This is a genomic window from Companilactobacillus sp. RD055328 (assembly GCF_022835675.1).
Classification (GTDB): domain Bacteria; phylum Bacillota; class Bacilli; order Lactobacillales; family Lactobacillaceae; genus BQUT01.
In genome coordinates, this window is record NZ_BQUT01000005.1 from 528,919 (window position 1) to 544,887 (window position 15,969).

19 protein-coding genes are annotated in these 15,969 nt (G+C 34.0%); 5 read left to right on the forward strand and 14 right to left on the reverse strand.

Annotated elements, in window-relative coordinates; translation table 11 throughout:
• The first annotated feature begins 6 nt into the window (after positions 1-6).
• Positions 7-540: a 3'-5' exonuclease gene (locus RD055328_RS04860; RefSeq protein ID WP_244087677.1), complete on the forward strand. Its 534-nt coding sequence runs from the start codon at positions 7-9 to the stop codon at positions 538-540.
• On the opposite strand, the gene RD055328_RS04865 is transcribed toward RD055328_RS04860, so the two are convergent.
• From RD055328_RS04865 to RD055328_RS04880, 4 genes are read right to left on the reverse strand one after another with little or no spacing between them, the layout of a single operon-like run.
• Positions 541-987, reverse strand: coding sequence for a GNAT family N-acetyltransferase (locus tag RD055328_RS04865; protein ID WP_244087678.1), 447 nt, complete (start codon positions 985-987; stop codon positions 541-543). It lies immediately after the preceding gene.
• Positions 984-1,439, reverse strand: a complete 456-nt coding sequence (gene tsaE / locus RD055328_RS04870) for a tRNA (adenosine(37)-N6)-threonylcarbamoyltransferase complex ATPase subunit type 1 TsaE (RefSeq protein WP_244087679.1) — start codon at positions 1,437-1,439, stop codon at positions 984-986. The genes RD055328_RS04865 and tsaE overlap by 4 nt, the downstream gene beginning before the upstream one ends.
• A 9-nt stretch (positions 1,440-1,448) precedes the next feature.
• Positions 1,449-2,420: a phosphate acetyltransferase gene (pta, locus tag RD055328_RS04875; RefSeq protein WP_244087680.1), complete on the reverse strand. Its 972-nt coding sequence runs from the start codon at positions 2,418-2,420 to the stop codon at positions 1,449-1,451.
• A 13-nt stretch (positions 2,421-2,433) separates the two neighbouring features.
• Complete coding sequence (locus RD055328_RS04880) at positions 2,434-3,111, reverse strand: uracil-DNA glycosylase (RefSeq protein WP_244087681.1); 678 nt, start codon at positions 3,109-3,111, stop codon at positions 2,434-2,436.
• Between the two features lie 72 nt (positions 3,112-3,183).
• Here RD055328_RS04880 and RD055328_RS04885 point away from each other — a divergent pair, with 72 nt between their 5' ends.
• The 4 genes from RD055328_RS04885 to RD055328_RS04900 all read left to right on the forward strand — a co-directional run bounded on the left by RD055328_RS04885 (position 3,184) and on the right by RD055328_RS04900 (position 5,818).
• Complete coding sequence (locus tag RD055328_RS04885; protein ID WP_244087682.1) at positions 3,184-4,056, forward strand: Cof-type HAD-IIB family hydrolase; 873 nt, start codon at positions 3,184-3,186, stop codon at positions 4,054-4,056.
• A gap of 11 nt (positions 4,057-4,067) precedes the next feature.
• On the forward strand, positions 4,068-4,595 hold the full coding sequence (locus tag RD055328_RS04890) for a hypothetical protein (RefSeq protein WP_244087683.1): 528 nt from the start codon (positions 4,068-4,070) through the stop codon (positions 4,593-4,595).
• A 75-nt stretch (positions 4,596-4,670) separates the two neighbouring features.
• On the forward strand, positions 4,671-4,976 hold the full coding sequence (locus tag RD055328_RS04895) for a transposase (RefSeq protein ID WP_244087684.1): 306 nt from the start codon (positions 4,671-4,673) through the stop codon (positions 4,974-4,976).
• Complete coding sequence (locus RD055328_RS04900; protein WP_244087685.1) at positions 4,970-5,818, forward strand: IS3 family transposase; 849 nt, start codon at positions 4,970-4,972, stop codon at positions 5,816-5,818. The genes RD055328_RS04895 and RD055328_RS04900 overlap by 7 nt, the downstream gene beginning before the upstream one ends.
• Before the next feature lie 75 nt (positions 5,819-5,893).
• Here RD055328_RS04900 and glnA read toward each other — a convergent pair whose 3' ends face one another.
• The 10 genes from glnA to tpiA all read right to left on the reverse strand — a co-directional run bounded on the left by glnA (position 5,894) and on the right by tpiA (position 15,964).
• Positions 5,894-7,231, reverse strand: a complete 1,338-nt coding sequence (gene glnA, locus RD055328_RS04905) for a type I glutamate--ammonia ligase (RefSeq protein WP_279593920.1) — start codon at positions 7,229-7,231, stop codon at positions 5,894-5,896.
• A 117-nt stretch (positions 7,232-7,348) separates the two neighbouring features.
• Positions 7,349-8,599 (reverse strand): aminotransferase class V-fold PLP-dependent enzyme, encoded by a 1,251-nt coding sequence (locus tag RD055328_RS04910; RefSeq protein WP_244087686.1) that lies wholly within the window; start codon positions 8,597-8,599, stop codon positions 7,349-7,351.
• A 17-nt stretch (positions 8,600-8,616) separates the two neighbouring features.
• Entirely contained in the window at positions 8,617-9,180 is a 564-nt protein-coding gene (locus tag RD055328_RS04915; RefSeq protein WP_244087687.1) for a GNAT family N-acetyltransferase, read from the reverse strand.
• A gap of 12 nt (positions 9,181-9,192) precedes the next feature.
• Complete coding sequence (locus RD055328_RS04920; RefSeq protein ID WP_244087688.1) at positions 9,193-9,759, reverse strand: TetR/AcrR family transcriptional regulator; 567 nt, start codon at positions 9,757-9,759, stop codon at positions 9,193-9,195.
• 65 nt (positions 9,760-9,824) lie between these two features.
• Positions 9,825-10,298, reverse strand: a complete 474-nt coding sequence (gene smpB, locus RD055328_RS04925) for an SsrA-binding protein SmpB (RefSeq protein WP_244087689.1) — start codon at positions 10,296-10,298, stop codon at positions 9,825-9,827.
• 15 nt (positions 10,299-10,313) lie between these two features.
• Entirely contained in the window at positions 10,314-12,587 is a 2,274-nt protein-coding gene (gene rnr, locus RD055328_RS04930; protein ID WP_244087690.1) for a ribonuclease R, read from the reverse strand.
• Between the two features lie 13 nt (positions 12,588-12,600).
• Positions 12,601-13,353, reverse strand: a complete 753-nt coding sequence (locus RD055328_RS04935) for a carboxylesterase (protein WP_244087691.1) — start codon at positions 13,351-13,353, stop codon at positions 12,601-12,603.
• A gap of 60 nt (positions 13,354-13,413) precedes the next feature.
• Positions 13,414-13,650 carry a preprotein translocase subunit SecG gene (gene secG / locus RD055328_RS04940; protein WP_244087692.1) on the reverse strand — a complete coding sequence of 79 codons (237 nt, stop codon included), beginning with the start codon at positions 13,648-13,650 and terminating at the stop codon, positions 13,414-13,416.
• Positions 13,651-13,848: 198 nt separating this feature from the next.
• On the reverse strand, positions 13,849-15,144 hold the full coding sequence (gene eno / locus RD055328_RS04945; RefSeq protein WP_244087693.1) for a phosphopyruvate hydratase: 1,296 nt from the start codon (positions 15,142-15,144) through the stop codon (positions 13,849-13,851).
• Positions 15,145-15,208: 64 nt separating this feature from the next.
• A complete protein-coding gene (gene tpiA, locus RD055328_RS04950) occupies positions 15,209-15,964 on the reverse strand; it encodes a triose-phosphate isomerase (RefSeq protein ID WP_244087694.1) in 756 nt (251 codons plus the stop codon).
• Between the last annotated feature and the right edge of the window lie 5 nt (positions 15,965-15,969).

Below are 15,969 nucleotides of genomic sequence, written 5' to 3' on the forward strand. Positions count from 1 at the left end.
GTATTTATGGATTTTATCTCAATGGATTTTGAAACTGCCAATCGTTATCGCTCAAGCGCTTGCTCTATTGCTTTGGTCATGGTGCGTGATAACAAGATAGTGGACAGTTTTTATTCTCTTATCAACCCGCAAGATCAATTTGAACATCGTAATATTCAAGTACACGGTATTCATCCAGAGGATGTTAGACTAGCTCCTACTTTTGATGAAGTTTGGACGCATATCTACCCACTATTTGATGCTAATCATCTAGTGGCTGCTCATAATGCCTCATTTGATAACAGTGTATTGAAAGCAGCACTGAATAATTATCAGATAACTGTGCCTCATTATTTAACTATTGATACTGTACGCACAAGTAAAGCTTTTTATCCGGACTTTCCTAATCACAAGTTGAACACTGTATCTGATATGTTAAACATTGATTTGAGACAACATCACAACGCTTTATATGATAGTGTTGCCTGTGCAGAAATTCTCTTAAAAACTGAAAACGATTTTGGCTACGACCAAATAAAAAAGATGATTAAGCTAACTTAATCATCTTTTTTTGTTCATTATTATTGTCTTATCGGTCTCTTTAACAGATTCAAATCCAAACTTCTTATATAAACCAATAGCAGGAATATTTTCTTGATAAACTTCTAATTTTAATTCAGGTAATTCAGAATTATTAACAAACCAATCAACTGTATCAAACATCAATTCAGTTCCAACACCAAAATGCCAGAAATCTTGATTTACAACAATTCCTAATTCTCCATTATCAACATTACTAAAGCCAATTATTTCATTATCATTTAATGCCAATATAATGCTATGCAAAGGCGATTCAAAAATCATGGATAGATTATGTTTAAATCCCTCAATATCATTTGGTATATCCGTCGTTTCTACATATGAATACCCTTGAATCATTTTATAAAACTCAATAAGGTCATTAGCATCATCAGGAATTGCTTCTCGTATTATTAATTCATCACTCATTTTTGACCTACTGTGTCCATAATATTTTGATAACGTTTTCCATGCGCAGTCAGCTCAACCACTCTAGACGTATCACCGGTCTTTACAATTGTTAATTTCAAATATTCATTGGGTAGTAATTCGCTTATGAATTCTGACCATTCAATCACTGAAATTCCGGAACTACTTAAATATTCATCAACACCCACTTCAAATGGATCTGAATATTCTAAACGATACATATCCATATGATACAAAGGAATACGTCCATCTAAGTATTCTCTTACTAAAGTAAAAGTAGGACTTTTGATGTTTTTTTCAATACCCAATTCTTTGGCAATTCCTTTGGTTAACGTAGTTTTTCCTGCACCTAATTCGCCATCAAGCAAAACAACATCCCCAGCTTGTAGAGATGTTGCGAGTTGTTCACCTAATTTTATTATTTCTTCTGAACTGTTTACTTTAATTTTCATACTTATATATTAAATCAATGTTTGTGCAGCTGTCAAAATAGAAACTTTGTAAACATCTTCAGCGTCAGCTCCACGTGATAAGTCAGATATTGGTTTATTCATACCTTGTAGAACAGGTCCAATAGCTTCGTATCCACCCATTCTTTGAGCAATCTTATAGCCAATATTTCCAGCTTCTAGATCTGGGAACACGAATATCTTAGCATTACCAGCTATTTTTGAATCAGGTACCTTAGTCTTTGCTACCACCGGAGAAATTGCAGCATCAAACTGTAATTCACCATCGATTTCTAAATCAGGGGCTAATTCATGAGCTATCTTAGTTGCTTGTGCAACTTTATCAACTTCTTCTGATTTAGCTGATCCTTTAGTTGAAAAACTTAGCATTGCAACTTTTTCATCAATATCAAAAATCTTAGCAGTATTGGCAGCTTCTACGGCAATTTCAGCTAATTCTTGTGCATTCGGATTAATATTAATTGCACAGTCAGTGAATAAGTAACGTTCCTCACCTTTTTGCATAATAAATGATCCAGCAGTTCTTGATACTCCTGGTTTAGTTTTAATTATTTGTAGAGCTGGACGCACAGTATCACCAGTTGGGTGAGCCGCACCAGAAACAAGACCATCGACAATGTCCATATGAACTAACATTGTTCCAAAATAGTTAGGGTCTTTCAACATTGTTTGAGCTTGTTCAGCTGTATTCTTACCTTTACGACGTTCAACAAAGGCATCAACCATTTTGTCAAAATCAGCATATGTATCAGGATTTATAATTTCGATATCAGCTAAATCAAAATTTATTTTTGCAGCTTCTGTAACAATTTGTTCTTTATTTCCTAATAATACTGGAACTACTGTACCTTCTTGATGAAGTCTAGCAGCAGCTTCCATAATTCTTGGATCATCACCTTCAGGTAGAACAATTCTTAAATTCTTCCCAGTGATTTTTGTTTTCAAAGATTCAAACAAGTCCATAATAAGCCTCCAATTATATTTTGTTAGGTAATTTCCAATTAACCGTTTTCATATTGTATTCTACCAGTAATTCATTGATTTTGGAAAAAGGTTTTGACCCTAGAAATCCTCTATGTGCTGAAAAAGGACTCGGATGGGTTGAAGTGATAATCTTATTCTTATTTTCATCAATTATAGAAATTTTTTCTTTGGCAGAATTACCCCACAATACAAAAATCACATGTCCACGATCTGATAATTTGCTAATTGTAGCATCAGTTAGTTGCTCCCAACCATGTCCACGATGAGAATTAGGTTGATGTTCTCGGACGGTTAAAACAGTGTTTAACATTAATACTCCTTGATCAGCCCAACTTTTTAAGTATCCATGTTCTACTGGGGGATATCCTAAATCATTATCTAATTCTTTATATATATTCTTTAAAGATGGTGGAAGTTTGCATTCCGGAGCTACAGAAAAACTCAGTCCGATGGCTTGATTTTCGCCATGATATGGATCCTGACCTAAAATCACAACTTTGGTATCACTGAAAGAAGTCCACTGATAAGCTTGAAAAATATTTTCCATATCAGGATGAATTTTTTGTGTTGAATATTCTTCTTTTAAGAACTCGTGTAGCTGTGAATAGTAAGGTTTATCAAATTCTGACTGCAAAACATCTTGCCAGTCATTATTAATTATTTTATGCATCGCTTCACCACCCAGTTTGATATCTATGTTAGAATTCTCTATATATACAATAACGCATTTGGAGGATTTTTTTTGATTAAATTAATAGCATCTGACATGGACGGAACACTTTTGAATGACAAAATGGAAGTTTCTGAGCAAAATGCCAAGGCAATAAAAGCCGCTCAAGAAGCTGGAATTGAATTTTTAGTAGCTACTGGTCGTAGCATCAAAGAAGCTAAACCTTTTTTTGAACAAGCTAATATTAAATCTGGATTAATTACTCTAAACGGAGCTGAAATTTTTGATACAGATGCCAATGTAGTTGAAAGTTTCCCAATTACTTCTAATACTGCAAGTAAAGTAACTACAATTCTTGATAATAACGATATATATTATGAAATAACTACCAATAAAGGTGTTTTTTCAAACAGTTATGAAAGCCGCCTAAATGGTTTCGTTGATATCATGATTCAACTTAATCCTGATTTAACACATGATGAAGCTGTTAAAGTTTCAGAAGAAAAACTGAAAGTAATGTCAACACAATACATTGATTCTTATGATCAACTTCTAGATAATTCTGAATATGAAATTCTAAAAATAATTGCTTTTAGTTCAAATGGTCGTGAATATCTTGCTGATCTAGTTACTCATTTAAGTGAAGAAGAAAAACTTATCATTACATCTTCTTCTTCCAACAATATCGAAATAAATGATTACAACGCCCAAAAAGGTTTTGCCCTTATGGACTATGCTAAAAAACATGGTTACCAACCTGATGAAGTAATGGCTATAGGTGACAACCTTAACGACTTCTCAATGATTGAGATGGCAGGAACTGGCGTAGCAATGAAAAATGCTATTTCTGAAATTAAGGAAATAGCTGATGTTGAAACTGATACTAATATCAATGACGGTGTAGCAAAAATTATAAAGAAAGCAATCAATGATTTAACTGACTAAAGGTTAAAGTTATGGAATTTTTCTTAGAGTTTAGTGATAAAGCAACTAAAATTGTATACGACAGTAGCTATAAACCAGTTTATTTCATTCATAAGACCGACCATGTTCTCACTTTATTGGATCTAAATCGTAATGAAGTTGGAAGAATAAGTAAGAGCAGTAAAGTCCTAGATACATATGAATTTAATATACCTCAAGAAATATCTGGTCATTTTTTAGTATTATCTTATTTCGCTAGTAATTTCATATATATTCCAAAGCCACGTATCTTAGTTGGCGGTAACACTAAGAGTTTTAATTTTTCTATCCGCAAAGGTACTAAAAAAGTGGCCACTACATCTTCAGTTTTACTTAAGAATGGTCCACATATTTCTATTCAAATTAATGGTGATAAGAATATTCAACTAATTATTCTTTTGATAGAACTTTTCGATCAATTTGGCTTTCTAGGTGACAAGCACAGGAAGCAATCATTCAATAAAAAGAGCAAAATAAAAATAGCCTATAATAATATTTGCGGCACAAAAAAAGACAGCTAATTGGAACTGAAGCTATAATATGAAACAGATAAATAAAAGCACTTTCGATAAAATGAAATCGGAGGTGTTTTTATTTTGACTAATAATCAATATTCTTACGAAACAAAACTTGAAGCTATTCGTCTTCTTAATACAGGTATGAGCGGCAGAAAAATATGTGAACATTTAGGATTGAAGAGTGATGGTTTAATCTATACTTGGAGAAATTGGCTAAGAAATAATGAATACTATCGTTTAAATCAACCTGCTGGAAAACAATATAAATACCATAAAGGTATTAAGGACTTACCTCAAAGTAAGCAATCTGAGTTACAAATAACCCAGATGAAAGAAGAACTTGAAGTTGTAAAAAAATATTTGATTGCGGAAAGGTTGTGGTAAATAAATCAACTATTAGATTAATCAAAGAACTAAGCACACATATTACAGTTGTTCGCATATGTGAAATTTTAGGAGTATCAAGAACCACTTATTATCGTCATCTAAAACACTTAGAAGAAGCAGTAACTTATACAGAACAAGAATTGAGAATACATCAATTATGTGTTGAGAATCATTTTTTATATGGATATAGAAAGATTCATGCGTTATTAAATAAAGAAATGTATTGCAGTATAAGTAAAGTACAAAGAATTATGAATAAACATAACTGGGGTTGTCAATTTAAACAGAAAAGATTTAATAAACCAGGAAATCCTTATAAAGTGGTTGATAATATCATTGATCGAGATTGGATTACTAATAGGCCATTACAAAAACTTACAACAGATATAACCTATCTTCCTTTTGGAAGTAGTAACTTATATCTATGTTCAATATTGGATACTTATAATTCAGAAATTGTAGCTTATAAGATATCTGACAGACAAGATGTTACATTGGCTGTGGATACATTAAATCAATTACCAAAGCTAACAGAAACAACAATACTTCATAGTGATCAGGGAGCTGTATTCACATCAAAGAAATTCTTTGATTTAGTGCGCAAAAAAAGCATTACCAGAAGTATGTCCCATAAAGGAACTCCTTGTGATAATGCCCCTATAGAATCGTTTCATTCATCACTAAAGTCTGAAACGTTCTATCACCAAATGGAACTAAGTAGTTCCAAGGATATTATAATTGAAACAGTAGAAAACTACATTAACTTTTGGAATAACAAAAGGATATTTACAAAATTAGGCCATCAATCTCCAGTTAAGTACCGAAAATCGAAGGCCTAATTAGCAATAATAGAATCTGCTTTTATTTATTTGTTTCAAAAATTAGTTGCAGTTCCATTGGCTGTCTTTTTTTAATTAGTATAATTCAAGATACTGTTCACGTTCCCACTCAGAAACTTGTTGACGATATCTATCCCATTCCATATCTTTGGAATTCTTGAAACTATTATACAATTGTTCTCCCATAACATTAATTAGCAAACTATCGGCAGCTAAGGCCTTTAGTGCGTTATGTAATGTAGAAGGTAAATTGTGAATATGATTAGCTTCACGCTCATCATCTTTCATACCATAAATATTCTTATCTACAGCTTGTTCAGGAGTAATATTTTTCTTAACTCCGTCTAGTCCAGCAGCTAATATTGCTGAAATCGCTAAGTATGGATTAGCAGATGGATCTACACTTCTTAATTCCAAGCGAGTTCCTAAGCCCCTTGATTGAGGAACTCTAATTAAAGGTGTACGATTCTTTCCTGACCACGCTACATATACCGGAGCTTCATAACCTGGTACTAATCTCTTATATGAATTAACGGTTGGATTATTGATTGCTGTCAATCCACCAGCATGTTCTAAGACACCACCAAGAAAATGCATGGCAGTTTCACTAAGTTGTTGTTCAGCACTTTCATCGAAGAATACATTACCTGATTCATCGAACAAACTCATATTAATATGCATTCCACTACCATTAATTCCTGCAATTGGTTTAGGCATGAAGGTTGCAAACAATCCATGCTTTCTAGCAATTGTCTTTACAACTAACTTAAATGTTTGAATTTGATCAGCAGCATTAACAGCATCGGTATATTTAAAATCAATCTCGTGTTGACCAGTTGCAACTTCATGATGAGATGCTTCAATTTCAAAGCCCATTTTTTCCAATTCCAAAACAATATCACGGCGACAATTCTCGCCAAGATCTAACGGTGCAAAGTCGAAATAAGTACCTTGGTCATTCAACGTCATTGTTGGATGTCCACTCTCATCAAGTTTGAATAAGAAAAATTCTGGTTCTGGTCCAATATTAAAAGATGAAAAACCAGATTCTTTCATTGTTTCAACTGTTTTTATGAGATTATTTCTTGGATCACCTGCAAATGGGGTTCCATCAAAATTATGCACTGAACATATTAGTCTCGCGATACTTCCATGTTCATTACCCCATGGGAAAATTAGCCAAGTGCTTAAATCTGGAAATAAAAACATATCACTTTCTTCAATTCTTGCAAAACCATCAATTGAAGAACCATCAAAAGAAATTTTATTATCAAGAACTTTATCCAATTGACTAATTGGTACCTCAACGTTTTTAATAATTCCATTGATATCTGCGAACATCAATCTCAGGAATTGAACATTTTCGGTTTTGACAATTTCTCTAATTTCATTAGCTGTGTAATTCTTTTTCAAAGTGAACACCTCTTCATTAAATTATGACTATACCAATACTTATAAAAAAATAAAGAACGTTATCTAAATAACGTTCTTAAATAATTTCTATTATAATACCAATCGGTATAAAATGTGTCAATAAAATGTATATTGAGCCGCTCCCATAATAGCAAGTTTAATATGAGCGTATGTTAATCCACCTTGTAAATACAATGTATAAGGGGGACGAATTGGACCATCACCTGAAAATTCTAATGTAGATCCTTGAATAAAAGTACCACCAGCCATAATAATTTCATCTTCATAACCAGCCATTTCTTCAGGGATTGGCAACACATATGAATCGATTGGCGAATTACGCTGAATAGCTTCCGCAAATTTAATCATTGATTCCTTCTCACCAAAATTAACAGTCTGTACAATATCAGTTCTAGGATCATCCCATTTAGGACTTACTGATAAGCCTAGTTCTTCTAAAAGAGCTGCTTCAAAAATCGCTCCTTTGATTGCATTTCCCGTCACTTGTGGCGCCATAAAGAATCCTTCGAAGGCAAGCGATAAGAAACTGCCTGTTGCTCCCTCAGCGCCACCTAAACCTGGAACCGTGAAACGGTAACTAATCATCTCAATTAAATCATCTCGTCCTACAATATAGGCCCCAGTTGGAACAATTCCACCACCAGCATTCTTGAATAGTGATCCAGCCATAACATCCGCACCAATATCAAGAGGTTCAATGGTTTCTGAGAATTCACCATAAGCATTGTCAACAAATATCCAAACGTCAGGTAATACTGAGCGAACAACATCAATCATTTCTTTGATTTTATCAACTGTAAATGATTCACGAGTTGCATATCCGCGTGAACGCTGTATTGCAACTACCTTAGTTTTACTTGAAAGACGTTTCTTAATCGTATTTAAATCTGCTTCGCCGTTTTTCAATAAATCAATATAATCAACATCGATACCATATTCTTTTGGACTTCCTATACCATTACCAGCCAATCCCAATACTTCTTGCAAAGTATCATAAGGTTCTCCAGTAATGTATAGCAATTCATCACCCGGACGTACTAATCCTAGAAGAGCCACTCCAATGGCATGAGTACCAGAAACGAATTGTGGTCTTACCAATGCAGCTTCGCCACCAAGTGCCTCAGCATAAACACGTTCTAAAATCACTCGTCCTTCATCCGTATGTCCATATCCTGTTGAACCATTAAGATGACTCTCGGCAACTCCATTATGTTGAAAAGCTTGTAATACTTTACTCTGGTTCTCTAATATTTGCTCATCAATTTCAGATAATTTAGGCTGTATTTTTTTATCAACCTCTGAAACAACTTCCAGCAATTCTTTATCAAAATTATCGCGATAACTCATAGTATCAGTATCCTTTTTTATAAATCTAATTGCATATGGTCATATAAATGATCACCAATATATAATTGTCCTACTTTTTTGAAGCCCATTTTTTCATATAGTTTTTGTGCAGGAATATTATTAACATCAGCGTTTAAACTTAGCATCTTTTCACCTTTGTTAAGTAAATACTCAGGTAAATATTCTAGCATCTTTTTCCCATATCCTTGATGATGCATATCTGCATGAACAGCTAAAGAATCCAAATACCATTCACCAGGCCAAGATTCCGTATCTTCGAATAGCTTTTGATCCTTATCAAGTCCATGCTTATCAAGTATTGCAATCAACGGATCATCAATATGTTCTTCTAATTCAGCCGGATATCCGACTGCAATAGTGACAATCTTGCCATCTTCTTCATCAACAAGAATATTTTCATAACTATAGCGATAATCAGGTAACGTAAACCCATCTTCTAATAATTCAAACAATTTTTGTTGTCCAATTTTTTTGAAATAATCTAATTCCATATCCTCAAAAATTTGATTCAAAATCGGTAACACTTGTTTGACATCTTCTTTTCTGGCAGCTCTTATCATCTTTTTACCTCATTAATTTCTTCGATTTTTGGAAATTATATATCGTTGTTTTTCTCTAACTATATTATTACGGGTAATTATAAAATATTGTTGCACATTATCATAAAATTCATGCTTATCAATATTACCCTGCAAACGTAAGTTAACTTGAAAAATTAAAAACTCGGTTAATGATCTAATTTCTTTTTTATAGAATTCTTGTTCTTTATTATTTTGAGTAATTACAAAGGAACAACGTTTAAGTAAATAACTATAAAATTTATCAAATAAAAATTCATGTTGCTTCGTCGGATCAATGATTGTAAATAAGTTCATACAAAATATAGGATTCTTATCAATAAAATCGCTTAATTGTTTAACAAATTCACAGAACCCTTGATTACTATCTAATTGGTCAAAAAAATGCGTATTCAAAGAATATGAACACACATCATTCAATGAAGAAAACTGATAATAAATTGTACTACGAGCAATATGGGCTTTTTTAGCCAATTCTCTTACAGAAAAACTTCGCGAAGTCTCTTTCGATATTTCTTGGAAGAACGCTTCACATATTAGATTTTTTGTTGTAATTGTCAAGTTACGACTCCTAATAAAATAGATTTTATCCCATCAGAATTAAATTACGCAAAAGAATCAAATAATTACCTCATGTTTACCTTTATTGTTCGACGCATTTCTCGATCTTGCTCACGATGTTTAATAGTTTCACGTTTATCAAATTCTTTCTTACCGCGACCAACTCCTATTAACACTTTGGCGAAACCTTTTTTGAAATACATTTTTAAAGGTACAATGGTAATTCCTTTTTCTTGTACAACCCCAGCTAACTTTCTTATTTCTTTTTTATGTAGTAATAATTTGCGGTTACGCAATGGATCATGATTAAACCGATTCCCTTGTTCATATTCATTAATATGAACGTTCATTAACCACGCTTCACTATTTCTTACTTGTACATAACCATCTTTTAAATTAACTCTACCATTACGGACAGACTTAATCTCTGTTCCCGTTAACGAAATACCCGCTTCAAAAGTCTCTTCAATCAGATAATCATGACGAGCTTTTCGATTTGATGCTATTTCGTTAGCAGCTTTCTTCGGATGTTTTTTCATTTTGACATCCCCTTTTTAACGTTTATTAAAAGGTTTTTTATTTCTATCATTATGCCTTTTATTACCACCACGTTGGCGATTTGCATTTTTCTTACGTGCTTCATCAACTTTCTTTTGTTCTTCAGGTGGTAATACCACCTCAAAGTCTAGTTTTCTTGAATCTAAATCCGCACGTGTTAATTTAACCTTGATTGGTTGACCAATCTTGTATGTCTTATGAGTTCTCTTACCTACTAAAGCAAGTTGTCGCTCATCAAATTCATAAAAATCATCATGCATATTTGAAATATGCACTAGTCCTTCAACAGTATTTTCCAAAGTTACAAAAATACCAAAACTTGTAGCTGAACCAACAACACCGTCGAATACTTCACCAACGTTTTCTTCCATATATTCGGTCTTCTTCAAATCATTAACTGCACGTTCAGCGTCAATTGAATGACGTTCACGGATAGATGAATGTTGACCAATATCTGGTAGAACCTTATTCCATTTCTCTTTAAGAGCTTCATCAGTATTTTGTGAATATTGATGAATCATTCGATGAACCACTAAGTCAGGGTAACGTCTGATTGGTGAAGTGAAGTGAGTATAATACTCCGCTGCTAAACCGAAATGACCTAGAGCATCTTCTGAATAACGAGCTTGTTGCATACTGCGAAGTAACATTGTAGTAGTAACTAGTTCTTCAGGTGTATCTTTTGTCTTTGTTACAACAGTTTGTAGCATCTTAGGCGTAATATTTTTAATTGAACCTTGTACTTGAATACCGAAAGTACTAGCAGTTTCAAAGAAATTCTTCACTTTTTCTTCATCTGGCTTTTCATGTACACGATATAAGAATGGTAAATGTTGTTTTCTATAGTGTTCAGCAACAGTTTCATTAGCAGCCAACATAAATGACTCAATCATTCTTTCAGAGATACCACGATCTCTAATTTCGATATCAACAGCTTTACCATTATCATCAACAATGATTTTTGCTTCAGGAGCTTCAAAATCAATAGCTCCTCTGTCATGTCTCATTGCATATAAAATATCATGCAATTCATGCATGTCATTTAGCATAGGAACTAACTCAGCGTTAGCTTCAATTTGTTCTTTGTCATTATCAAAAATTTTATTCACATTACTATAAGTTAAACGAGCATGTGAATTGATGACGCTTGGATATATTTCGTGACTAACAACATGTCCATTCTTGTCGATTTCCATATCACATGTTAGTGATAAACGATCAACTCCTGGATTCAATGAACAAATACCATTAGATAGTCTAAATGGAATCATTGGTATAACACGATCAGTCAAATAAGTACTAGTTCCGCGGTCATAAGCTTCTTGATCTAACGGTGATCCTTCAGTTACATAGTAACTAACGTCAGCAATTGAGACTCCTAGATGGAAGTTCCCATTATCTAGTTTCCAAAGAGTAACAGCATCATCGAAGTCTTTTGAATCATCGCCATCAATTGTAACCATAACTTGATCAGTGATATCAACACGACCCTTGCGATCTTCAGACGTAACTGTATCAGGAATATCTTCAGCCTGATTGATTACTTCATCTGGGAAATCAACATGAATGTCGTTATCATAGACGATTGTTAAGATATCGACTCCAGGATCATTCTTGTTACCTAAAACAGTTTCAGCAACACCTTGCATACTATTAGGTTGTTCATCACTAGGATATTGTGTTAATGAAACCTTCACCATATCTCCCATTTGTGGATGTAATCCCTCATCTGGAATGAATACACGATATCCAGCAATCTTTTTCTCGTGGCTTTGAACATAGCCTAGAAGACCTGTCTTTTCAACTTGAACGTCACTATAGGGTTGGAACTCTCCTACTAATTCAGTTAAACCATGACCAGTAATTTCTACTATTTCACCTTCTGGTCCACGGCTTCCCCATGGATTGGCTGGTTTAGTAATTTTCACCTTAACTTCATCACCATTAATAGCGTGTAAAACATTAGGTCTAGCTACAAAGATATCTGGATCAGTCTCATCGTATCTTACGAAACCAAATCCTTTTTCATTAGCGCGAAATTCACCTGTTACGATTTGATCAGGTGGAGCTAATTTGAAACGCCCATTTGAGTTGACGTTAATCTTGCCTTCACCTTCAAGTATAGCTAAGCTTTTTACGACTTTTTTGAATGCTTGTGATCCGTTCATTCGCAAAATATCATTGATTTGCTCGGGATCATATTTTTTATCAGGATTATTTCTGAACACTTCTAACGTATCAGAAATTAATCTGTCATCGACTTCTGTCATTTATTACCTCTATTTATTTCATGTTATTATTTAAAAACTCAATTACATCTTTTTCTAATTGATGATGAGCCTTGTTAATTGTTATTACGTGGCCTGCTTCTTCATACCATTTAAATGTAACTTCAGTATGTGTATCTTCTAAGACTTTTTTTAATTTCTTTGCGGATTCTGGATTAACCATCACATCAGTTGACCCTTGTCCTATAAAATAAGGTTTTTTAATTTTATCTAAGTGACTAGCTATTACTTCAGTAGTATCTACGATTTTTTGTAATGATATATCTGATTGCTTACTTATCTCATCTAACAACATATCACTAGAATCTTCATGATAATGTTCACGAACTTTTTGAGTATATTCCATGAATCCAGCTCTTACATTCTCATAACTGTCATTAAACAATGGCGATCCAAACACTCCACCACAGACAAATTCTTCTGGAAGTTCTTCTAAAGCTTTTGTTGCAAAGATCGACCCTAATGAAAGTCCCATGATAGCTATCTTAGTTTTGCCTTCTTTTTTCAAGAAATCTACAGCATCTAACACCTGTTGCCACCAAATATCAGGATTACCTTCAGTAAGAATATTCTGTGGATCACTTGTACCATGCCCAGCAAACATCGGAGCATAAACAGAATATTCGTAATCCTCTAATTTACGCGCTAATAATCGCATGTCGTTCGGAGTTCCAGTATAAGAATGTAATAAAATCACCGCATTATCACCGTGATTAAAATAAAAAGTTTCAGGTTTAATCCTATTCAAATTATTCACCCCTTGATATAAAAAAACTCCTGAACCAGACCCGGACAGGAGAAACAACCATTAATGTGATGATAAATAAACGAGGGCCAAAGCACAAATGAAGAAAATAGCTGCTAATATTGCAGTAACTTTTTCCATAAATGATTCAAATCCACGTTTCTTTTGTTGGCTGAATAAATCTCCGCCACCACCTGATAAGGCATTCAAAGCATCTTGTTGTTTTGATGGTTGCATCATGACAGCAATAATTATTAATACTGAAACGATTACTAGTATAGTTTGAATAATGTTATACACTTGTATTTCCTCCAAATAGGAGACAAATCTCCTAAAATCACATACATAATTTTACCATAATTTACTATTAAAAGCTATTTTTTTAAAATGTCGAAAAAAATTCACAGAAGTATCTCTAAAAATAATATCAAATTAAAAATAGCAGTAAACCAATTAAGGTTTACTGCTATTTTATTAAGTACTCAACTTTTAAAAATATTATTTTTTAATGTTGTAGAAACTCTTGATACCTTTATAGTTTGATTGTGCACCTAATTGATCTTCGATTCTCATCAATTGGTTATATTTAGCCAAACGGTCTGTTCTACTCATTGAACCAGTCTTAATTTGACCAGCATTTGTAGCAACAACAAGGTCAGAAATTGTTGTATCTTCTGTTTCACCTGAACGGTGAGAAACAACAGCTGTGTATCCAGCTTCTTTAGCCATTTCGATCGCTTCTAATGATTCTGTTAATGTACCAATTTGGTTAACTTTAACAAGAATTGAGTTAGCAGCTCCCATGTCGATACCTTTTTGTAGGTAATCTGTGTTTGTTACGAAGAAGTCATCACCAACGATTTGAACTTTTTCTCCAAGTTGTTTAGTGATTGTTGCCCAGTCTTCCCAGTTGTTTTCGTCGATAGGATCTTCAACAGAAATGATTGGGTATTTAGCAACAAGACCTTCGATATAGTCAATGAAACTTGCTGTATCGAATTCTTCACCTGTTGACCAACGTAATTTGTAAGTCTTCTTTTCGTTATCCCATAGTTCTGAAGAAGCAACGTCGATAGCGATAGCAATATCGTCACCTGGTTTGTAACCAGCTTTTTCGATAGCTTTGATTAGGTATTGTAGAGGTTCTTCGTTGTTTGCGAAGTCAGGAGCAAATCCACCTTCATCACCAACTGAAGTAACTTTACCATCAGCAGATAGTAGACCCTTCAATGCTTGGAAAGTTTCTGAACCCATACGGATTGCTTCACGAACTGATTCTGCACCAACTGGCATAATCATGAATTCTTGGAAGTCAACTTTGTTATCTGAGTGAGCTCCACCATTAATAACGTTCATCATTGGTGTTGGAAGTACATGAGCGTTTGGTCCACCAAGGTATTCGTATAGAGGCATTCCTAATTCGTCAGCAGCAGCACGAGCAGCAGCAAGTGATACACCAAGAATAGCGTTAGCACCTAATTTACCTTTGTTTTCTGTACCATCAAGTTCGATCATTGTCTTGTCGATTTCTCTTTGGTCAGTAACGTCTAGTCCAACAACAGCTTTAGCTAATTCGTTGTTAACGTGTTCTACAGCTTTAAGAACACCTTTTCCACCAAAACGTTTCTTGTCGCCATCACGCATTTCAACAGCTTCATGTTCACCTGTTGATGCACCTGATGGAACAATTGCGCGACCGAAGCCACCCAATTCAGTATATACTTCAACTTCAACAGTTGGGTTACCACGTGAATCTAAAACTTCACGTCCTAAAATATCAATAATTACAGACATTGTATATCTCCTTTTTTGTTTAACTTACATAGTCATTCTAATAGTTTTTACTAGAAAAATCTAATTATTTTGAAAAGTTTACTAATTGCAAGAATGATTCTGGGTCCATACTTGCTCCACCAACTAGTCCACCATCAATATCTTCTTTAGACATTAATTCTTGAACGTTAGCAGGTTTAACTGAACCACCATATTGGATACGAACTTTATCAGCAGTATCACCATCGTATAGGTCTTTAACAGCCATACGAATTTCGTGACACATTTCTTGAGCTTGATCAGATGTAGCTGTTTTACCAGTACCGATAGCCCAAATTGGTTCATAAGCAATAACTGATTTAGAAACTTGTTCTGCTGTTAATCCATCAAGAGCCGCTTTGATTTGGTTAACAACCCATTCAACTTCTTTTCCAGCTTCACGTGTTTCAAGTGATTCACCACAACAAATAATTGGTAACATGTTGTTTCTAAAAATAGCTTTAGCTTTTTTGTTAATGTCTTCATCTGTTTCGTGGAAATAATCACGACGTTCAGAATGTCCAATAACAACGTAATCTAAGCCCATTTCTGAAAGAGCTTTAGGTGAAGTTTCACCTGTAAAAGCACCTTCATCTTCAAAGTAACAATTTTCAGCAGCTGTTTTAAGTTCTTCATCTTTTGAAAACCATACTAGAGCATTTAAATCGATAGCAGGAGCAGCAATAACTGATTCTACTTTTGATGAATCTGGAAGTTTACCAGCAATGGCATCTAAGAATGCTTGTGTTTCTTGAGGATTCTTGTTCATCTTCCAGTTACCAGCAATAATTGGTGTACGCATAGTAA